General features: G+C 62.4%; 6 protein-coding genes, 10 pseudogenes and 1 riboswitch. Of the genes and pseudogenes, 13 read left to right on the forward strand and 3 right to left on the reverse strand.

Annotated elements, in window-relative coordinates:
- Positions 1–49: 49 nt before the first annotated feature.
- Positions 50–2,884, forward strand: coding sequence for an excinuclease ABC subunit UvrA (uvrA, locus tag ACZZZP_RS20570; RefSeq protein ID WP_122493298.1), 2,835 nt, complete (start codon positions 50–52; stop codon positions 2,882–2,884).
- Positions 2,885–3,021: 137 nt separating this feature from the next.
- Here the strand turns inward: uvrA and serB are convergent, their stop codons facing one another.
- A complete protein-coding gene (gene serB, locus ACZZZP_RS20575; RefSeq protein ID WP_122493299.1) occupies positions 3,022–4,236 on the reverse strand; it encodes a phosphoserine phosphatase SerB in 1,215 nt (404 codons plus the stop codon).
- 192 nt (positions 4,237–4,428) lie between these two features.
- Here serB and ACZZZP_RS20580 point away from each other — a divergent pair, with 192 nt between their 5' ends.
- Positions 4,429–6,018 carry a histidine kinase gene (locus ACZZZP_RS20580; protein ID WP_463383942.1) on the forward strand — a complete coding sequence of 530 codons (1,590 nt, stop codon included), beginning with the start codon at positions 4,429–4,431 and terminating at the stop codon, positions 6,016–6,018.
- Positions 6,015–6,543, forward strand: a pseudogene (locus ACZZZP_RS20585) (metal-dependent hydrolase). The gene ACZZZP_RS20580 and the pseudogene ACZZZP_RS20585 overlap by 4 nt, the downstream one beginning before the upstream one ends.
- Before the next feature lie 215 nt (positions 6,544–6,758).
- On the opposite strand, the pseudogene ACZZZP_RS20590 reads toward ACZZZP_RS20585, so the two are convergent.
- Positions 6,759–8,209, reverse strand: a pseudogene (locus ACZZZP_RS20590) (TolC family outer membrane protein).
- Positions 8,210–8,455: 246 nt separating this feature from the next.
- A riboswitch (TPP riboswitch) is annotated at positions 8,456–8,561 on the forward strand.
- A 99-nt stretch (positions 8,562–8,660) separates the two neighbouring features.
- Between ACZZZP_RS20590 and thiC the strand changes: the two are divergent.
- Together thiC and cytX are read left to right on the forward strand one after the other, a co-directional pair.
- Positions 8,661–10,558, forward strand: a pseudogene (gene thiC / locus ACZZZP_RS20595) (phosphomethylpyrimidine synthase ThiC).
- Positions 10,559–10,746: 188 nt separating this feature from the next.
- Positions 10,747–12,032, forward strand: a pseudogene (gene cytX / locus ACZZZP_RS20600) (putative hydroxymethylpyrimidine transporter CytX).
- 89 nt (positions 12,033–12,121) lie between these two features.
- Here cytX and ACZZZP_RS20605 read toward each other — a convergent pair.
- Positions 12,122–12,868: pseudogene (locus ACZZZP_RS20605) on the reverse strand (RsiV family protein).
- Positions 12,869–13,077: 209 nt separating this feature from the next.
- Between ACZZZP_RS20605 and ACZZZP_RS20610 the strand changes: the two are divergent.
- From ACZZZP_RS20610 to parC, 8 genes and pseudogenes are all read left to right on the forward strand, one after another.
- Positions 13,078–13,696, forward strand: a pseudogene (locus tag ACZZZP_RS20610) (NUDIX domain-containing protein).
- Positions 13,687–14,179 (forward strand): annotated as a pseudogene (locus tag ACZZZP_RS20615) (DUF1249 domain-containing protein). The pseudogenes ACZZZP_RS20610 and ACZZZP_RS20615 overlap by 10 nt, the downstream one beginning before the upstream one ends.
- Positions 14,180–14,306: 127 nt before the next feature.
- On the forward strand, positions 14,307–15,122 hold the full coding sequence (gene cpdA / locus ACZZZP_RS20620; RefSeq protein WP_463383947.1) for a 3',5'-cyclic-AMP phosphodiesterase: 816 nt from the start codon (positions 14,307–14,309) through the stop codon (positions 15,120–15,122).
- 97 nt (positions 15,123–15,219) lie between these two features.
- Entirely contained in the window at positions 15,220–15,837 is a 618-nt protein-coding gene (locus ACZZZP_RS20625; protein ID WP_463536808.1) for a YqiA/YcfP family alpha/beta fold hydrolase, read from the forward strand.
- Between the two features lie 20 nt (positions 15,838–15,857).
- A pseudogene (gene parE, locus ACZZZP_RS20630) lies at positions 15,858–17,753 on the forward strand (DNA topoisomerase IV subunit B); the annotation flags it as partial.
- A 105-nt stretch (positions 17,754–17,858) separates the two neighbouring features.
- Positions 17,859–18,823 (forward strand): annotated as a pseudogene (locus ACZZZP_RS20635) (esterase-like activity of phytase family protein).
- 35 nt (positions 18,824–18,858) lie between these two features.
- On the forward strand, positions 18,859–19,344 hold the full coding sequence (locus ACZZZP_RS20640; protein WP_463384763.1) for a retropepsin-like aspartic protease family protein: 486 nt from the start codon (positions 18,859–18,861) through the stop codon (positions 19,342–19,344).
- A 7-nt stretch (positions 19,345–19,351) separates the two neighbouring features.
- Positions 19,352–21,603: pseudogene (gene parC / locus ACZZZP_RS20645) on the forward strand (DNA topoisomerase IV subunit A).
- Positions 21,604–21,749: the final 146 nt, after the last annotated feature.

Raw genomic sequence — 21,749 nt, forward strand, 5'->3', positions numbered from 1 at the left:
GACAAGGCCCGTATACTCATCCGTTTTCGCCCGCCAAGCGAGGCTGCAATTGGACAAGATCCTGATTCGTGGGGCCCGGACCCACAACCTGAAAAATATCGACCTGACCCTGCCAAGGGACAAACTGATCGTCATTACCGGCTTGTCCGGTTCCGGCAAGTCTTCGTTGGCCTTCGACACGCTGTATGCCGAAGGTCAGCGCCGCTACGTGGAGTCGCTCTCGGCGTACGCGCGGCAATTTCTGTCGATGATGGAAAAGCCCGATGTCGACACCATCGAAGGCCTGTCGCCGGCGATTTCCATCGAGCAGAAGTCCACTTCGCACAACCCGCGCTCCACCGTCGGCACCATCACCGAAATCTACGACTACCTGCGCCTGCTCTACGCCCGAGTGGGTACGCCGCGTTGCCCGGACCACGATCTACCGCTGGAAGCGCAAACCGTCAGCCAGATGGTCGACCAGGTATTGGCCCTGCCCGAAGGCAAAAAGCTGATGCTGCTGGCGCCGATCATTCGCGAGCGCAAAGGCGAGCACCTGGCCGTTTTTGACGAGCTGCGTGCCCAGGGTTTCGTGCGTGTGCGGGTGAACGGCAAGCTCTATGAGCTGGACGAACTGCCCAAGCTGGATAAACAGAAGAAGCACTCCATCGACGCCGTGGTCGACCGCTTCAAAGCCCGTGGCGACCTGCAGCAGCGCCTGGCCGAGTCGTTTGAAACCGCGTTGAAGCTGGCAGACGGCCTGGCGTTCGTGGCGCCGATGGACGACGAAGAAGGGGAGGAAATGGTCTTTTCCGCGCGCTTCGCCTGCCCGGTGTGCGGCCACTCCATCAGCGAGCTGGAACCCAAGCTGTTCTCCTTCAACAACCCGGCCGGCGCCTGTCCGACCTGCGACGGCCTGGGCGTGAAGCAGTTTTTCGACACCAAACGCCTGGTCAATGGCGAGCTGACCCTGGCCGAAGGCGCCATTCGCGGCTGGGACCGGCGCAACGTTTATTACTTCCAGATGCTCGGCTCGCTGGCCAAACACTTCGGCTTCAGCCTCGACAAGCCGTTCGACAGCCTCAGCACCGAGCACAAGAAAGTCATCTTGAGCGGCAGCGGCAGCGCCAACGTCGACTTCCGCTACCTGAACGACCGTGGCGACATCGTTAAACGCGCCCACCCGTTCGAAGGCATCGTGCCGAATCTGGAGCGGCGCTACCGGGAAACCGAATCGACCACCGTGCGTGAAGAACTGGCCAAGTTCCTCAGCACCCAGCCGTGCCCGGATTGCCGTGGCACGCGCCTGCGCCGTGAAGCGCGGCACGTGTTTGTCGGCGAGCGCAACTTGCCGGCCGTCAGTGGCCTGCCGATTGGCGATGCCACGGAATACTTCGGCAGCCTGGCCCTGACCGGGCGCAAAGGCGAGATCGCCGAGAAAATCCTCAAGGAAATTCGCGAGCGCCTGCAGTTTCTGGTCAACGTCGGCCTCGACTACCTGACCCTCGACCGCAGCGCCGACACCTTGTCCGGAGGTGAAGCGCAGCGTATCCGCCTGGCCAGCCAGATCGGCGCGGGCCTGGTGGGGGTGATGTACATCCTCGACGAGCCGTCGATTGGTCTGCACCAGCGCGACAACGAACGCTTGCTGGCGACCCTGCGGCACCTGCGCGACATCGGCAACACGGTGATCGTGGTCGAGCACGATGAAGACGCCATTCGCATGGCCGACTACGTGGTCGATATTGGCCCCGGCGCGGGCGTGCACGGCGGCAACATCGTCGCTGAGGGCACCGCTGCAGAAGTCATGGCGCACCCGGATTCGCTGACCGGCAAGTACCTGTCCGGGCGCACCAAAATCCAGTACCCGGCCAAGCGCACGCCGCGCGACAAGAAGCTGTCGCTCAAGGTCAAAGGCGCACGCGGCAACAACCTGCGCAACGTCGACCTGGAAATTCCGATTGGCCTGCTCACCTGCATCACCGGGGTTTCCGGCTCGGGCAAATCGACGCTGATCAACAACACGCTGTTCCCCCTCAGCGCCACTGCGCTGAACGGTGCGACCACGCTGGAAGCGGCGCCGCACGACAGCATCGACGGCTTGCAGCATCTGGATAAGGTCGTCGACATCGACCAGAGCCCGATTGGCCGCACCCCGCGTTCCAACCCGGCGACCTATACCGGCTTGTTCACGCCGATTCGCGAACTGTTTGCCGGTGTGCCGGAAGCGCGCTCGCGCGGCTACGGGCCAGGACGTTTCTCCTTCAACGTCAAAGGCGGCCGCTGTGAAGCATGCCAAGGCGATGGCCTGATCAAGGTGGAAATGCACTTCCTGCCGGACATCTACGTGCCGTGCGACGTGTGCAAGAGCAAGCGCTACAACCGTGAAACCCTGGAAATCAAATACAAAGGCAAGAACATCCACGAAGTGCTGGAAATGACCATTGAAGAAGCGCGACCGTTCTTCGATGCCGTGCCGGCGCTGTCGCGCAAGCTGCAAACCCTGGTGGATGTGGGCCTGTCGTATATCAAGCTGGGGCAATCGGCGACCACGCTCTCGGGCGGGGAAGCGCAGCGGGTAAAGCTGTCGCGCGAGCTATCCAAGCGCGACACCGGCAAGACCCTGTACATTCTCGACGAACCCACCACCGGCCTGCACTTTGCCGACATTCAGCAACTGCTCGACGTGCTGCATCGCCTGCGCGACCACGGCAACACAGTGGTGGTGATCGAGCACAACCTGGACGTAATCAAAACCGCGGACTGGCTGGTCGATCTGGGCCCGGAAGGCGGTTCACGCGGCGGGCAGATCATTGCCTGCGGCACGCCGGAAGAAGTTGCCGAGATGCCGCAATCGCATACCGGTCACTTCCTCAAGCCGCTGCTGGAACGTGATAAAGCGTGATGTTCGCGCCATAAAAAAACCGGGCCACGTGCCCGGTTTTTTATGCCCCTCGGCACCCTGTAGGAGCGGCTTTAGCCGCGATGTTCCTAGCGTCAAAAGCATCGCGGCTAAAGCCGCTCCTACAGATGACCGAGGGCCTACGCTTGGCCGTCGCGATCCCGATAGCCCAGCAGATACAGCACGCCGTCCAACCCAAGCGTCGAAATCGCCTGTTTGGCCGATTGCTTCACCAGCGGCTTCGCACGGAACGCAACGCCCAAACCGGCAATCGCCAGCATCGGCAAGTCGTTGGCGCCGTCGCCCACGGCGATGGTTTGCTCCAGGCTCACGCCTTCCTGTTCGGCCAGCTGACGCAGCAAATCGGCTTTGCGCTGAGCGTCGACAATCGGCTCGATCGCCACGCCGGTCAGTTTGCCGTCTTCGATCTGCAGCTCGTTGGCAAACACGTAATCAATGCCCAGTTTGGCTTGCAGTTGCTTGGCGAAATAGCTGAAGCCGCCCGAGAGAATCGCGGTTTTGTAGCCTAGGCGCTTGAGTTCGGTGAACAGCGTTTCGGCGCCTTCGGTCAGGCGCAGCGAGGCGCCAATGGCGGCCAATTCGCTTTCCGGCAGGCCTTTGAGCAAGGCCAGACGCTCTTTGAAGCTGGCGCGAAAATCCAGTTCGCCGCGCATGGCGCGCTCGGTGATTTCCGATACTTTCTCGCCCACGCCCGCCACCTTGGCCAGCTCGTCGATCACTTCCGCTTCAATCAGCGTCGAGTCCATGTCGAACACCGCCAGGCGGCGGTTGCGGCGGAATACAGAGTCTTGCTGGAAGGCGATGTCAACGTTCAGTTCCTGCGCGACGCTGAGGAACTCGGCCCGCAGCGCGCCTGGATCGGCCGGCTCGCCGCGCACGGAAAACTCGATGCAGCCTTTGCTCTGGTCGGCGGGCGTGTCGAGCGGCATACGCCCGGAAAGACGGTCAATGTGGTCGATGTTCAAGCCGTATTTGGCGGTGATCGAACTCACGCGCTGCAATTGCTCGGCAGTCACGCGGCGCGTCAGCAGGGTAACGATGTGCCGGGCTTTGCCCTGGCCGCTGACCCATTGCTGGTAGTCGGCCTCGGAGACGGGCGTGAAGCGCACTTGCTGATCAAGTTTGTAGGCGGTGAACAGCACGTCCTTGAGCACCACGGAGCCCTGCTCGGTGCCCGGAATCTCTACCAGAATGCCGAACGACAAGGTGTTGTGGATAACGGCCTGGCCGATGTCGAGAATGTTCACGCCGCCCTGCGCCAGCACGCCGGTAATGGCGGCTGTCAGACCCGGGCGGTCTTCGCCGGTGATATTGATCAGAACGATTTCGCGCAAGGCGGACCTCCACAAGGCACGGCAGAAGCGTCAACGCATTGCCCACATAGGGCGCACACAGGGCGTTGAGGGTGAGGAAAAGGCGCACATTCTAACCACTTTCACCGCTATACGGGCACGCACAGCGCTTTGCCCTCCCCCATGCCCTCGTTATACTGCGCGCCAATTCCATTTCGAAAAGAGCCGCGCTCTGTGAACCGGCCCGCGCCTGTAAAACCCGACAACTTCTTCCTGCTGATCTTCCACGCGCTGCGCCAGCGCCGCGTGCCGTTGGCCTTGCGCATTGCCAGTCACAGCCTGTTGCTGGTGGCCGCGGCGCTGGTCATCTATGCCTTGGTCATGGGCATGCAGTTCAAGCAGGCGATGCAGCAGCAGGCCGACGCGCTGGGCCAGAGCCTGACCATTCAAACGGCCGCCTCGGCCACCGAGCTGCTGGTGTCCAACGACATTCTCAGCCTCAACGTGCTGCTCAATAACCTGGTGAAAAACCCGCTGGTGGCCCACGCCGCTATCTATAGCGTCGACAACCGCATCCTCGCCGAGGCCGGTTCGCGGCCCACGCAAAGCATGCTGGGTGAAACCGAGGGGCTGTATTCCACGCCCATCACCTTTCAGGAAGTGATCGCCGGCCACCTGCGCATCAGCCTGGACATGCAGCAATTCCAGCAGCCCATGACCATCAGTCTGCAGAGCATGGGCTTACTCAGTCTGATTCTGCTGGCCCTGACCTTGAGCCTGAGCCTGCGCTTGGGCCGCCATATTTCCACGCCATTGATGCAGCTGCGCCTGTGGCTGCGCGACCCGGATGACCCGGCACCGGCTGCCGGTCGCAACGATGAAATCGGCGATCTGGCCCGCCAACTGCAATCGCGCCTGGTGCCGGAAAAACCAAAACCGGTCGCGCCGCCGGAGCCTGAATATGACGAGGACGACTACGAAGACGACGAGCGCACCTTCGCCGAAGACGACGACGCCTACGTAGACGAAGACGCCGACGAGGAGCCCGAATTCGAAGTGCGCGACCTGCGCGATGACAGTTACGACAGCGACCATGACGACCTGCGCGAGCCACCGCGCCGCGTGCAGTCACCGCTGCGGGTAAAACCGATTCAGGCGCCGCTGGACGAAGACGACCCGTTCGCCGACCTGCAGGATCCGGTGCTCGACGTTGAAGAAGACGATTACGCCCCCGAGCAAAACAAGCCTGAACTGACCGCCGTACTGGCCATTCAGCTCGGCGCCCAGGAACAACTGCGCCGCTTGCCGCGTGCGCGCTTGATGGATCTGCTGCAACGCTACCGCGACTGCCTCGACCAGGCTGCCTCGCTGTACAACGGCGTGCTGCACACCCTGAAAGACGGCAGCAGCCTGATGCTGTTCAACAGCGACGACAGCGGCGAGGACTACCTCACCCACGCCATCTGCTGCGGCGAGCTGATGCGCGCCTTGGGCCATGCCCTGCAAATTGAAGTGGCCGACAGCGGCATCACCCTGCAACTGCAGCTCGGCCTCACCGCCGGCGAAGACCTCGGCGACCTTAGCCAGGGCGACCTGCTGCTCAGCGACACCGCCCAGGATGCCCTGGCGCTGTCGCAACACAGCCGCAACTTGTTGCTGGTCGAGCGCAGCATTGGCGACGACGTGCTGCTGCGCCAACGCGTACGCATTCGTCCGATTGCCAGCCCGGAAGGCGCGTGCTGCGTCGAACGCTTGCTGGAACCGTACCCGTCGCTGCTGGAGCGCCAACTGGCGCGCATGCACGAACAACCCGCCCGCCCTTGACCACCCTCATCACCCACCCGCTGCCCGTCCTGGCCATTGGCCTGGCGCTGGGCAGCCGGGTTATCCCCACGCGCTTGCTGCTGGCCGGCATAATCGCCGCCTGCCTGCCGGATGCCGACGTGCTGGCGTTCAAATTTGGCATCGCCTATGCCGACAGCTTTGGCCATCGCGGTGCGAGTCACTCCCTGCTGTTTGCCGCACTGATGGGCGTGCTGGGCCTGGATATTCGCGCCGCTGCTCAACAGTGGTCGGATCAAAGCCGGCGTGTTCCTGGCGCTGGCCGCCGCCTCCCACAGCCTGCTCGATGCCTTCACCAACGGCGGCCTGGGTGTGGCGTGGTTATGGCCCTGGAGCGAACAACGCTTCTTCGCGCCCTGGCGACCGATTGCCGTGTCGCCGTTTATCAACGGTTTCTTTAGCGAACGTGGGCTGGCGGTACTGGCCTCGGAGGCGCGGTGGGTGTGGTTGCCGTGTGCGGGTGTGGCGGTGACCGGAATCGTCGCCCGCAAGGCAATCAGACGGTAGGAGACGGACAGGCCGAGCTCTTATAAATGGCGGCCGTTACTCGGTCGAGGGTTTCTCCCACAGGCCTACAAGTCCTTGTAGGAGCGGCTCGGCGGCATTCCGATTAGCCGCGATGATCTTGACCACCAAAAGCATCGCGGCTAAAGCCGCTCCCACAAGGTCTCGAACCAATAAAAAAGCCCCGCACTTGGCGGGGTTTTTTTTGCCTCATCGGATCAATATTCCGGTTTGGCCTTGAGGTTCTGCTCAGCCGACTTGGCCAAATCCGGCGGCAAGAAGTCTTTGTCCGGGTTGTAGTCCGGCTTGAGGAAGCGCGCCAGGGTTTCCAGATCCGCCGGGCTCAACGGCGTACCAGCGGCCTGCTTCAGGCGCAGGTTGTCGAGAATGTAGTCGTAGCGGGCGTTGTTGTAGTTACGCACCGAACTGTAGAGCTGACGCTGGGCGTCGAGCACGTCGACGATGTTGCGCGTACCGACCTGGTAGCCGATTTCGGTCGCTTCCAGCGCGCTCTGGTTGGAGATGATCGACTGCTTGCGCGCCTGCACGGTTTCCACGTCGGTGTTTACCGCGCGGTGCAGGTTACGGGTGTTTTCCACCACTTGGCGACGCAGGCTTTCGCGCTGCTGCTCGGCCTGGTTCAGGCGCTGGTAAGCCTCACGCGCTTGTGAACTGGTAAGGCCGCCGCTGTAGATCGGGATATTCAACTGCAGGCCAATGCTGCGTTGCTCAACGTCGCCGTTGTAACGCGGCGCGCCAAAGGTGCCGCTGTTGACGTAGCCAAGGCTGTCGTTGTCGCCGCGCTGGTATTGCGCCACGGCATCAACGGTCGGCGCGTGGCCGGCCTTGCGTTGACGCAGGGTTTCTTCGGCGGCGTTAACGGCAAAGTTGCTGGCTTGCAGGTTGAGGTTCTGCTGCGCGGCGGTGTCGACCCAGGCTTTGGCGTCGTTCGGCGCGGGAGCCAGCACCGGCAGCGTGTGCTTGATGCCTTCAACCGAGTTGTAGTCGTGGTTGGTCAGGGTAATCAACGACTGGAACGAATCGTCTACCGAGCGCTGCGCCAGAATGCGGTTGGCGCGGGCGGTGTCGAAGCTGGCCTGGGCTTCAAGTACGTCGGTTTTATCCGAGAGGCCGACATCGAAGCGCTCATTGGCTTGGTCGAGCTGACGTTGGAACGCCGCCTCTTCGGCCTTGGTCGAGGCCAGGTTGTCTTGCGCGCGCAGCACAGCGAAATACGCTTCGGCGGTTTGCAGAATCAGGTTCTGTTCGGTGGCGGACAGTTCCAGCGAAGCTTGCTCGTCAATCGCTTCGGCCGCTTGCAGTTGGAACCAGCGGTCGGCGCGGAAAATCGGTTGGCTCAGGGTGGCCTGGTACACGGTGCCGCTACGGCTCAATGTCGGGGTCGCCGGCAGAGGTTTCCACTTTGGTGCGGCTGTTGTCGCTGGCGCCGCCCGAAATGTTCGGCAGCAGCCCGGCGCGGGCCTGAGGGCACCACTTCTTTACGGGCTTCATAGTCGGCGCGGGCGGCGGCCAGGTCGGCGTTGTTGTTGACCGCTTCCTGATAAACGCTCACCAGGTCTGTCTTGGCTGACAGGGGTGCTTCCGCTGCCCAGGCAGCGCCGCTTGATGCTGAAGCCACGGCAAGTGCCAGGGAAAGTCTGCGCAGCATGCTAATCATCCTAATTGGTGTGGCCCCTGAACCAGCGGCAGCGGGGCGGTGATGGGCAAGGCTAAGGGGCGCGCTGCAGGGGGTCAAGCGCCCTGAACGCGCCGTGAGTGTAGTTTGCGACAAGCTATGTTGCTTGCCCGCAACAATCATCTTTAGGCGACGCTGGCGTCGTCACGATCCGACGCATCAGTCAGACTTTTTTTGACTTCGGGGTTGGTTTTCTTCCGCCCCTTGTTTAGAGTGGCCGAGTTCTTGTCGGGGTGCCTTGAGTGAAAGGCTGAGATCGGTTAATCCGGATCCCGTTGAACCTGATCAGGTTAACGCCTGCGTAGGGAACAAGATTGCTCGCATGCCGTCCGTTTGCGAGTCCTCTGGCACCAGCCCCGGTGCACCTCTGCCCCCTTCAGGTCCACTCCGACAATCCCGTTCAGGATGACGTTGGAGAGCCTTGATGAGCACAAAACAACAACTAAAAAACTTGAGCGAGAGCGCCCAGGTCGATCAGCAATCGGTACAACCCTTCACTCGCTCGCAGAAGATTTATGTGCAGGGCTCACGCCCGGACATTCTCGTGCCCATGCGCGAAATCAGCCTCGACGTCACGCCGACCGGGTTTTCAGGACAGAGAGCGGGGCGAAATCAACGCGCCCGTGCTGGTGTATGACACCAGCGGCCCCTACACCGACCCCGCCGTACAAATCGACGTGCGCAAAGGCCTGGCCGACATCCGCTCGCCGTGGATCGAAGCCCGTGGCGACACCGAGCGCCTGCCGGGCCTCAGCTCCCATTTTGGCCAGGAGCGCCTGAGCAACCCTGAACTCACCGCCATGCGCTTTGCCCACGTGCGCAACCCGCGCCGAGCCAAAGCCGGCGCCAACGTCAGCCAAATGCACTACGCGCGCCAGGGCATCATCACCCCGGAGATGGAGTTCGTCGCCATTCGCGAGAACATGAAACTCCAGGAACACCGCGCCGCCGGCTTGCTCGACCAGCAACACCCCGGCCATAGCTTCGGCGCCAGCATTCCCAAAGAAATCACCGCCGAGTTCGTGCGCGAAGAAATTGCCCGCGGCCGCGCCATCATTCCGGCCAACATCAACCACGTCGAATTGGAGCCGATGATTATCGGCCGCAACTTCCTGGTGAAAATCAACGGCAACATCGGCAACAGCGCACTCGGCTCCTCGATTGAAGAAGAAGTGGCCAAGCTGACCTGGGGCATTCGCTGGGGTTCGGACACGGTCATGGACTTGTCCACCGGCAAACACATTCACGAAACCCGCGAATGGATCATCCGCAACTCGCCCGTGCCGATCGGCACCGTACCGATCTACCAGGCGCTGGAAAAAGTCGGCGGCGCGGCCGAAGACCTGACCTGGGAGTTGTTCCGCGACACCCTGATCGAGCAAGCCGAACAAGGCGTCGACTACTTCACCATTCCGCCGGCGTGCTCTTGCGCTACGTGCCGCTGACCGCCAAACGCGTGACCGGCATCGTTTCGCGCGGCGGCTCGATCATGGCCGAGTGGTGCCTGGCGCACCACAAAGAGAACTTCCTGTACACGCACTTCGACGACATCTGCGAAATCATGAAGGCTTACGACGTGTCGTTCTCCCTCGGCGACGGCCTGCGCCCCGGCTCGATTGCCGACGCCAACGACGCCGCGCAATTCGGTGAACTGGAAACCCTCGGCGAGCCGACCAAAATCGCCTGGAAGCACGACGTCCAATGCATGATCGAAGGCCCCGGCCACGTGCCGATGCAGCTGATCAAAGAGAACATGGACAAGCAGCTGGAATGCCGCGACGAGGCGCCGTTCTACACCCTCGGCCCACTGACCACCGACATTGCGCCGGGCTACGACCACATCACCTCGGGGAATCGGCGCCGCCATGATCGGCTGGTTCGGCTGCGCCATGCTCTGCTACGTCACGCCCAAAGAGCACCTGGGTTTGCCGAACAAAGATGACGTCAAGACCGGCATCATCACTACAAGATCGCGGCCCACGCCGCCGACCTTGCCAAGGGGCATCCGGGTGCGCAAATCCGCGACAACGCACTGTCCAAAGCACGCTTCGAATTCCGCTGGGAAGACCAGTTCAACCTGGCCTGGACCCCGACACGGCGCGCGCCTACCACGACGAAACCTTGCCCAAAGACTCGGCCAAGGTCGCGCACTTCTGCTCCATGTGCGGGCCGAAATTCTGCTCGATGAAAATCACCCAGGAAGTACGCGAATACGCCGCTAATCAACGCATCGAGGCGGTGGATATCGACGTGCAGCAAGGCATGCAGGAGCAGGCTGAGCGGTTTAAGCAGGAAGGTAGTCAGCTTTACAAAAAAGTCTAAGGCGGCAGCAACGTCCCCCTCACCCCAACCCTCTCCCGCGAGAGGGGGCGGATCGAGGCTACGGCGAACATTTGCGACACCTCAACGATCAGTCCCCTCGCCCCAGCGGGGAGGGCTAGGGTGAGGGAACCGGCCAGCCAGCCGAACCCCACACTCACCACCAACGCGTCCCCCGAGAACAAAAAGCCGTGAACACACCCAGCACCTATTCCCCCGATCTCGCCGTCCCGGCCAGCCAGCGCGTGTTCGGCGCGCGTGATCTGTTTCCCCTGTGGTTTCCCTCGGCATTGGCCTGATGGTGCTGCAAACCGGCGCCCTCCTCGCCCCCGGCCTGGGCCTGGCGTTCGGCTTGCTGGCAATCGCCCTGGGCACCGCCGTCGGCGTTTTGCTGCTGGCCGCCGTTGGCGTGATTGGCAGCGACACCGGCCTGGCGTCGATGGCGGCGATCAAACTCAGCCTCGGCAACCAGGGCGCCAGCCTGCCGGCGCTGTTGAATTTGCTGCAGCTGATTGGCTGGGGCTCGTTCGAAATTATCGTGATGCGCGACGCCGCCAGCCTGCTGGCGACACGCGCGTTCGGCGAAGAGAGTCTGTGGACCCAACCGCTGCTCTGGACCCTGCTGTTCGGTGCGCTCGTCACCTTGCTGGCCGTCACTGGGCCGCTCACATTCGTGCGGCAAGTGCTGCGCAAATGGGGCGTTTGGCTGTTGCTCGGCGCCTGCATTTGGCTGACCTGGAACCTGTTCGCCAAAGCCGATCTCGCCACCCTGTGGGCGCAGCGCGGTGACGGCACGTTGCCATTCGCCCTTGGTTTCGACATCGCTATCGCCATGCCGCTGTCGTGGCTGCCGCTGATTGCCGACTACTCGCGCTTCGGCAAACGCGCCGGCAGCGTATTCGGCGGCACCGCCGTGGGTTTCTTTATTGGCAACGTGTGGCTGATGGGCCTGGGCGTGGCGTACACCCTGGCGTTCGCGCCGAGCGGTGAAGCGAACGCGCTGCTGCTGGCATTGGCAGGGGCGGGCCTGGGTATTCCGTTGCTGCTGATTTTGCTGGATGAATCGGAAAACGCGTTCGCCGACGTTCACTCGGCGGCCGTTTCCAGCGGCACGTTTGTGCGTGTGAAAGTGGAGCATCTGGCGCTGGCCATCGGCGTGATGTGCACCGTGATCGCCTGCGTGGCCCCGCTGGCGCAGTACCAGAACTTCCTGCTGCTGATCGGCTCGGTATTTGCGCCGCTGTTTGGCGTGGTGCTGGTCGACCACTTCATCCTGCGCCGCCGCGCCAGCGCGGTCGTGCAGCACGCCTTGCGCTGGTCTGCTCTGGCAGCCTGGGCGGGTGGCGTGGCGACTTACCATTTGCTGGCTAACTTCTATCCAGAACTGGGCGCGACGTTGCCAGCGCTGATCGTGGCGGGCGTGTTGCAGTTTGGGTTGGGCAGCGTGGGCGCCAGAACAGCGGCCGCACAGGCGTAAAAAGCTCGCGGCTGAAGCCGCTCCTACAGGTTTACGATTTCTGTGGGAGCGGTTGGGCGGCATTCCGATTAGCCGCGATGCTTTTCGGGTTAACCACGACCCGGGAAATACTGCGGCTTCACAATGCCATTCAAGCGCGGGTACGGAATCTTCAACTCCGGATGACCCGAGGCGTACGGCGCAATGCTGTACACGTCGTACATCAGGCTCACGGCGCCAAAGGTCAGGCCGATGTTGTCGGTGCGCATAAACGGCCAGGTTTTGATGAATTCAGGATCTGATCCAGCTTGTTGGCCATCAGCCAACCCTTGTGCGCCAACTCGGCGGCCTGCCAAAAGGCGGCTTCCTGGCCGGGGATGAGGATGTCTTGCAGCGTCAGTACTTTGTGCAGTTTGCGGTCGTAGTTGATCAGCTGCCGACCCGGCATGCCGTGGGCGCCGCCGGTGAACAAGTAGCTGGACAATTCGATGATCACCAGGCCGTCATGCTGCTCGCGTACTTTGGCTTGCAGGTAGCTCGACCAACCCGGCTCGGCTGATTGCAGAAAGCTTTTTTTCGTAGCTCTGCAGGGTGGCCGGCAAGGTGGCGTCGGGGGTGTTGATGGTCATCTGGCGCAGACGCTGGTCGATCAATGCGGTCAGTTGCGGCTCGTCGGCAAAGCTCACGGTGTCGATATTGACCAACGGGCAATCGCTGCCTTGGCAACCCGGCTGAGTGTGTTCCCAGGCCGTGCGTTTAACGTCCAGCTTGTCGGTCAAGTCGGGCTGAAACAGGCTGGCGCAGCCGCCGAGCAGCAGGGCCAGAGCGAGCGGTGAACAGGCTTTCAACAGGGACATGGCATTCCTTGGCAGAGAGGCAAATTTACGCGGGTGAAAAACAGCAAGTGTCGGGCTTCGACTGCCGTTGCCGACATGAGTTCGGCGTTTGTGGCTTTGCGCGGGCGGCTATCCTCTCAGCCCGTCGGCATTCTTGAAAGGGGCTGCGGTGCTCGCCGAGGCAAGCTAGGATGACAGCAATCGACGTTTCAGTAGCGAATAGGTAACCGATGACCAAGACCTTCACGCCAGGCCCGGATGACGTAGAAATCATTGAGCGGGAAAACTGCTTCAAGGGCTTTTACAAGGTCGACCGCCTGCACCTGCGCCATCGCCAGTTCTCCGGCGAGATGGGGCAGAAAATCAGCCGCGAGCTGTTCGTGCGCCACGACGCCGTCTGCGTGTTGCCGTACGACCCCAAGGCCGACAACGTGGTGCTGATCGAACAGTTTCGCGTCGGCGCCATGACCAAAGGCGTTAACCCGTGGCTGCTGGAACTGGTGGCCGGGTTGATCGACAAAGATGAGCAGCCCGAAGAAGTGGCCCGCCGTGAAGCGGTGGAAGAAGCCGATCTGGAGTTGGGTGCCTTGTGGCCCCTACCCTCGTACTTCCCTTCGCCCGGTGGCTCGGATGAAAAAGTGCACCTCTACATCGGTCGCTGCGACAGCAGCAATGCCGGCGGCGTGCATGGTTTGGAAGAAGAAGGCGAAGACATTCGCGTACACGTAGTGCCCTTCGAAGAACGCCCTGGCGGCGGTTCGCGATGGGCGGATTTATAACGCGGCAACGATCATTGCCATTCAATGGCTGGCACTTAACCGTGCTGAAGTGAGGGGAATGTGGGCGTAACCCTGCTGCGCGACCGCTACCGCGTCGACCTGATCGAACTGCAAGCAGCCTGCGAGGCCAACTACGCGCGGCTGATGCGGCTGCTGCCAGCCATGCGTGATGAGCGCGGCTCGCGGCGCGTGGCGTTGAGTCAGGGCGAACGCTTGCTCGGTGTGCTGGCGCTGGATGTGTTGGAGGCCTGCCCCTACACCACCACGTTGCAGGTGAGGCAGGAACACAGTTTGCCGTGGTTGCCGATTCCGCGGCTGGAAGTGCGCGTGTACCACGATGCGCGTATGGCCGAAGTGGTTGAGCGCCGAGAATGCGCGGCGCTTTCGCAGCATCTACGCGTACCCCAATGCGGCGATGCACCAGCCGGATGAGAAAACCCAGTTGAACCTATTCCTCGGCGAATGGCTCAGTCATTGCCTGGCGTGCGGGCACGAACTGGAACCCTGTGCGGTAGACGTCCCTGCGTTTAGCCCATGCGGCGTCACGCAGTGACTCGTTCTCGAAAAAGAGAACTTTCGCTCTACCGCGCCACTTAACTGTGACCCATGTCCGCATCCTGCCTTTACCAGTAGCGTGCTAAACAATCATAATTCTCACCAAACCGCTCAAGGAGACGGCCTTGCCGAGCTCGTCCATTCCCTCTGCTGATTCGTCGGTGCTGCTGGTGCAGCTGTCCGACAGCCATTTATTTGCAGAAGCGGACGGCAAACTGCTGGGCATGGACACCCGTCACAGCCTGGAAAAAGTCATCGAACGCGTGCAGCTCGAGCAGCCGCACATCGATTTGATGCTCGCCACCGGCGACCTTTCTCAAGATGGCTCGCTGCAATCGTATAACCGTTTCCGTGAAATGACCGCCGTGCTGCCTGGCGCCGCGCGCTGGTTTCCGGGCAACCACGACGAATTGCCGGCCATGCAGCAAGCCTGCGTGGGCACCGAGCTGATGGCGCCGGTGCTGGATGTCGGCAATTGGCGCGTGACGGTGCTCGATTCCTCCATTCCTGGCGCCGTTCCTGGCTACCTCGAAGAAGCGCAGCTGAATCTGCTGGTCAATGCCCTGAGCGAAGCCCCGGACCGTCATCACCTGGTGTGTTTCCATCATCACCCGGTGTCCATTGGTTGCCGCTGGATGGAGCCCATTGGCTTGCGCAATCCGGATGAGTTGTTCGCCGTACTCGACCGTTTCCCACAAGTGAAAGCGGTGCTGTGGGGGCACATCCACCAGGAATTTGACCAGATGCGCAACGACGTGCGCCTGCTGGCCTCGCCGTCCACCTGTGTGCAATTTGCACCCGGTAGCGAAGAATTTCAGGTCGACGACACCGCGCCGGGCTACCGCTGGCTGCGCCTGCACGACGATGGCCGCCTGGAGACGGGCGTTTCCCGCGTCACCGGCATTCATTTCGTGGTCGATTACACCATCAAGGGTTACTGACCGCCGCAAGGCGTAACAGCCCAACGCACAACGACCCAACCAACGCCCACACCATCTTTGCTAAAGTGCGCCGCTACGGTTTTATGGAGTCGCCCGCGTGCTGACCGACACCCCCACCCTTCTTTATATACACGGCCTCAACAGCTCACCGGCATCGCACAAAGCCGGCCAGTTGAGCGGCGTCATGCAGCGCCTCGGCTGGGCCGATCAGGTGCGCATGCCTGCGCTGCATCACCACCCGCGCCAGGCCATGGCGCAGCTGGAGGAAGCGATCATGGAGCTGGGCAGCCCGACGCTGGTCGGCAGCTCCCTTGGCGGCTACTATGCGACCCACTTGGCCGAGCGCCACGGCCTGAAGGCGCTGGTGATCAACCCGGCGGTCAACCCTCACCGCCTGTTCGCTGGCCATCTGGGCACCCAGACCAACCATTACACCGGCGAAACCTGGAGACTGACCCTCGACCACGTCACCGCTTTGAGCGAACTGGAAGTGCCGGCGCCCGCCGACCCCGCCCGCTATCAGGTGTGGTTGCAGACCGCCGACGAAACCCTTGATTATCGGCACGCCCAGACCTTCTACCGGGACTGCGCCCTGCGCATTCAGGCAGGTGGCGACCATGGCTTCCAGGGTTTTGCCCAGCGCCTGCCGGCCTTGCTGGCGTTTGCCGGGTTTGCCTCGAGCACCTGGCGCGATTTCGACTTTTCCGACATTTAACGACTGACGAACGAGACCCCATGGCCCAGCAAGGTTCCAGCTCTTACAACGCAGACGCCATCGAAGTCCTTTCCGGCCTCGATCCGGTGCGCAAGCGCCCGGGCATGTACACCGACACCAGCCGTCCCAACCACCTGGCCCAGGAAGTCATCGACAACAGCGTCGACGAAGCCCTGGCCGGCCACGCCAGATCAGTGCAGGTGATCCTGCACGAAGACAACTCGCTGGAAGTGAGCGACGACGGCCGCGGGATGCCGGTGGACATCCACCCTGAAGAAGGCGTGCCGGGCGTTGAGCTGATCCTGACCAAGCTGCATGCCGGCGGCAAATTCTCGAACAAGAACTACCAATTCTCCGGTGGTCTGCACGGCGTGGGTATTTCGGTCGTTAACGCCTTGTCCACCAGCGTGGAAGTGCGGGTAAAACGCGACGGCAACGAATACCGCATGACCTTCGCCGACGGCTTCAAAGCCACCGATCTGGAAGTGATCGGCACTGTTGGCAAGCGCAATACCGGCACCAGCGTGCATTTCTGGCCCGACGGCAAATACTTCGACTCGCACAAATTTTCGGTCAGCCGCCTCAAGCACGTGCTCAAGGCCAAGGCCGTGCTGTGCCCGGGCCTGTCGGTGAGCTTTGAAGACAAAGCCAGCGGCGAAAAAATTGAATGGTTCTACGAAGATGGCCTGCGCTCGTATCTGGCCGATTCCGTCGCTGAGGTCGAGCGTCTGCCCAACGAGCCGTTCTGCGGCAGCCTGGCCGAGTAAAGAAGCCGTTGACTGGGCCTTGCTGTGGCTGCCCGAAGGCGGCGAAAGCGTGCAGGAAAGCTACGTCAACCTGATTCCTACCGCCCAAGGCGGCACCCATGTGAACGGCCTGCGCCAAGGCCTGCTGGATGCGATGCGCGAGTTTTGCGAATTCCGTAGCCTGCTGCCGCGCGGCGTGAAGCTGGCGCCGGAAGACGTGTGGGAACGCATCGCTTTTGTGCTGTCGATGAAGATGCAGGAGCCGCAATTCTCCGGGCAGACCAAAGAGCGCTTGTCCTCCCGCGAAGCGTCGGCCTTTGTTTCCGGCGTGGTCAAAGATGCCTTTAGCCTGTGGCTGAACCAGCACCCGGAACTCGGTCTGCAATTGGCGGAACTGGCCATCAGCAACGCCGGCCGGCGCCTGAAAGCCGGTAAGAAAGTCGAACGCAAACGCATCACCCAGGGCCCGGCGCTGCCTGGCAAGCTGGCCGATTGCGCCGGCCAGGACCCGATGCGCTCCGAGCTGTTTCTGGTGGAAGGTGATTCCGCCGGCGGTTCGGCCAAGCAAGCGCAGGATAAAGAATTCCAAGCCATTCTTCCCCTGCGCGGCAAGATTCTGAACACCTGGGAAGTGGACGGCGGTGAAGTGCTGGCCAGCCAGGAAGTGCACAACATTGCCGTCGCCATTGGCGTCGACCCCGGCGCGGCGGACCTTTCGCAGCTGCGCTACGGCAAAATCTGCATCCTCGCCGACGCCGACTCGGACGGTCTGCACATCGCCACCTTGCTCTGTGCCTTGTTCGTGCGGCACTTCCGCGCACTGGTCGATGCCGGCCACGTGTATGTCGCCATGCCGCCGCTGTACCGCATCGACCTGGGCAAAGAGATTTACTACGCCCTCGACGAAGCGGAACGCGATGGCATTCTCGACCGCCTGGTGGCCGAGAAAAACGCGGCAAGCCGCAGGTCGCGCGCTTTAAAGGGCTGGGCGAGATGAACCCGCCGCAACTGCGCGAAACCACCATGGACCCCAACACGCGCCGCCTGGTGCAGTTGACCCTGGAAGACTTCGAGCTGACCCAGGAATTGATGGACATGCTGCTGGCGAAAAAACGCGCGGGCGACCGTAAAACCTGGCTGGAATCCAAAGGCGACTTGGCCGAGGTTCTGACCCTGATGCGCCAGCTGTTCGCGGCCCTGCTGCTGATAGCTGCTCCCGTTTTCGCGCAAACCTCGCCCCCACCTGCGGCCGCCAAGCCGCAACCGGTGGTGGCCATGGATGCCGCCGAACCCGAGCAAGCGCCGGCGCCTGCGCCGCCTTTCGAAGAGCTGAAACTGCTCAGCGAACAGGCGGTAGACGGCATGCCGACTGGCAACTTGTCTGGCCTGGCATGGTGCGGCGATGCGCTATGGACGGTGTCCGACCGCGACGACGATCGCGTTTACCGCCTCATTAACAAAGGCGCCGTGCTTAAGGCCGAGGTGGAACTGTTCGACGCCCGCCTGCACCGCAAAGCCCGCTGCCCTGGGGCACGCGCGTGCGCAATTGGCTCGCCAGCCTGACCCGTGGCGGCGCCCTGGATTTCGAAGGCATCAGCTGCGATGCCAAGGGCAACCTGTACCTGGTCAGCGAAGCGGCGTCGGCCGTTCTGATGATTCCACCGGCCGGCACGGGCGAATGGCTGAACCTGCCGCCGGGCATGGTCCGTCAGGCGCGTGCCAGCGGCATGCTGCTGCATTTCAATGCGCTGTTCGAAGGGCTGGTGGTCGATGCCAAGGCCGAACGGTTGTGGCTGGCGGCCGAGCGCGAACGCCGGGGCTTGCTGGTGCTGCACAAGGTTGACGGTAGTTGGAAATGCGCCGGTGGCTGCGTGCTGATGAGCGAGGGCGGCGACGAACTGCCGCCGCCGCAAATGGGCACCAAACCCATGCCCAAAGACTTCGGCGACCTCGCCTTATACAAGAATCATCTGTACACCCTTGAGCGCCTGACCCACCGAATTTGCCGCCGCGCCGTGGACACCGGCGAAGCCGAACACTGCTGGTCATTCGCCAACGAAGCGCTGACCGACGCCCGCAAGTACGACGAACCGTGGGGCATGGCAGAAGCGCTGACCATCGATGAACAAGGTGCCTGGATCGGCCTAGACAACGGCAACAAAGCCCGTGGCGACGGTGAAGACCGCCCTATCGTCTGGCGCTTTGCCGCGCCGGCTGATGGCTGGAGCGCCAAGCCGTGACCGAACAAACCGTCGGCCGCCGCGCCGGTCGCGTGATGTGGGTGCTGTTCTGGGGCGCCGGCTTGGCGTTGGCCACGCACTTTTTCGGGCAGTGGGAAGAGAAAAAGCACAACCCGAACCAGGTGCCGAGCTCGTCCCACGGCCAAGGCTTTATCGAAGTGCGCCTGGCCGGAAATGGCCAAGGCCACTTTGTTTCGACCGGCGCCATTAATGGCAACACCGTGCTGTTTATGCTCGACACCGGCGCCACCGACGTGGCCATTCCCGGCGAGATGGCCGACGGCCTCAAGCTGGAACGCGGCGCGCCGGTAACCGTGAGCACTGCCAACGGCATGAGCACCGGTTACCGCACCCGAATCGACAGCCTGCAATTGGGCGAGATCGTCCTGCACAACGTGCGCGCCCTGGTGGCGCCCGGCATGCAGGGCGACGAAGTGCTGCTGGGCATGAGCGCACTCAAACAACTGGAATTCACCCAGCGCGACGGCACTTTGGTGCTGCGCCAGACCACCACACAATGAGGCACGCATGAGCGACTCTCTAGACCTGAGCCTGGACGGCGTGGAGCGGCGCTCCCTGGCCGACTTCACCGAGCAGGCCTACCTCAACTATTCCATGTACGTAATCATGGACCGCGCCCTGCCGCACATTGGCGACGGCCTGAAACCGGTACAGCGGCGCATCATCTACGCCATGAGCGAGCTGGGCCTGGATGCCGATTCCAAGCACAAGAAATCAGCGCGTACCGTCGGTGACGTGCTGGGTAAGTTCCCCCCCCACGGCGACTCCGCGTGCTACGAAGCCATGGTGCTGATGGCCCAGCCGTTCAGCTATCGCTACACGCTGGTCGACGGCCAGGGCAACTGGGGCGCGCCGGATGATCCGAAATCCTTCGCCGCCATGCGCTACACCGAGGCGCGCCTGTCGCGTTACTCGGAAGTGCTGCTCACCGAACTGGGCCAAGGCACCGCCGACTGGGTGCCGAACTTCGACGGCACGCTCGACGAACCCGCCGTGCTGCCGGCGCGCCTGCCCAACCTGCTGCTCAACGGCACCACCGGTATTGCCGTGGGCATGGCCACCGACGTACCGCCGCACAACCTGCGCGAAGTCGCCAGCGCCTGCGTGCGCCTGCTCGATGAGCCGAAGGCCACGGTTGAAGAGCTCTGCGAACACGTGCTCGGCCCGGATTACCCGACCGAAGCGGAAGTGATTACCCCGCGCGCCGACCTGCTGAAAATCTACGAAACCGGCAAAGGCTCGGTACGTATGCGCGCGGTGTACCGCGTGGAAGATGGCGACATCGTTGTTACCGCGCTGCCGCACCAAGTGTCGGGCGCCAAAGTGCTGGAACAGATCGCCGGTCAGATGCAGGCGAAAAAGCTGCCGATGGTCGCGGACCTGCGCGATGAGTCGGACCACGAACACCCGTGCCGCATCGTCATCATTCCGCGTTCCAACCGCGTCGATGCCGACGAGCTGATGCAGCATCTGTTTGCCACCACCGAGCTGGAATCCAGCTACCGGGTGAACATCAACATCATTGGCCTGGACGGCAAACCGCAGGTGAAAAACCTGCGCGACCTGCTCAGCGAATGGCTGGTGTTCCGCATCGGCACCGTGCGCCGTCGCCTGCAATTCCGCCTAGATAAAGTCGAGCGCCGCCTGCACCTGTTGGACGGCTTGCTGATCGCCTTCCTCAACCTGGATGAAGTCATTCATATCATCCGCACCGAGGACCATCCCAAGTCGGTGCTGATGGAGCGCTTTGCGCTGACCGACACCCAGGCCGATTACATCCTCGACACCCGCCTGCGCCAATTGGCACGGCTGGAAGAGATGAAAATCCGTGGCGAACAGGAAGAGCTCGCCAAGGAACAAGCCAAGCTGCAGGCCCTGCTGGGCAGCGAAACCAAGCTGCGCAAACTGGTGCGCACCGAGCTGATCGCCGACGCCGAAACCTACGGCGACAACCGCCGCTCGCCCATCGTGGCGCGCGCCGAAGCCAAAGCACTGTCGGAAACCGAGCTGATGCCCACCGAGCCGGTCACCGTGGTGGTGTCGGAAAAAGGCTGGGTGCGCTGTGCCAAAGGTCACGACATCGACGCCACCTCGCTCTCCTACAAAGCCGGCGACGAATTCAAAGCCTCGGCACCGGGGCGCTCGAACCAATACGCGGTATTTATCGACTCCACCGGGCGCAGCTACTCGCTGGCCGCGCATTCGCTGCCGTCCGCACGGGGCCAGGGCGAACCGTTGACCGGCCGCCTGACGCCACCGCCAGGCGCCACGTTCGAATGCGTGTTGCTGCCCGAGGACGACGCGCTGTTCGTCATCGCCTCCGACGCCGGCTACGGCTTCGTGGTGAAAGGTGAAGACCTGCAAGCCAAGAACAAGGCCGGTAAGGCCCTGCTCAGCCTGCCCAACGGCGCCAAAGTGTTGCTGCCGCAACCGGTGGCAAACCGTGAGGAAGATTGGCTGGCGGCGGTGACCACCGAAGGCCGCCTGCTGCTGTTCAAGGTTGCCGACCTGCCGCAACTGGGCAAAGGCAAGGGCAACAAAATCATCGGCGTGCCGGGTGATCGCGTGGCCAATCGCGAAGAGTTCGTCACCGGGCTTGCCGTGCTGCCAGCCGGCGCCACGCTGGTGCTGCAAGCCGGCAAGCGCACGCTGTCGCTGAAAGCCGATGATCTGGAGCATTACAAAGGCGAACGCGGCCGTCGCGGCGACAAACTGCCCGTGGCTTCCAGCGTGTCGATGGATTGCTCGTCGAGGCGTAACGGCACGAACGGCGCGCATTACCGCTTGAAGCGCGCCGTTCGCTACCAGATCGGCGCGTTTTGCCTGCCTGCGCCGCTCTAAATCGCCATCACGAAGCACGCCGTAACCTTCGCAAGGCTGGAGTCACAGGCAGGTTTGTCGGATG

It is taken from the genome of Pseudomonas sp. AC211 (assembly GCF_979258055.1).

Coding starts and splice junctions, on each gene's coding strand:
- ACZZZP_RS20640 (WP_463384763.1), top strand. CDS start 18,859: ATGTGGGTGCTGTTCTGGGGCGCCGGCTTGGCGTTGGCCACGCACTTT.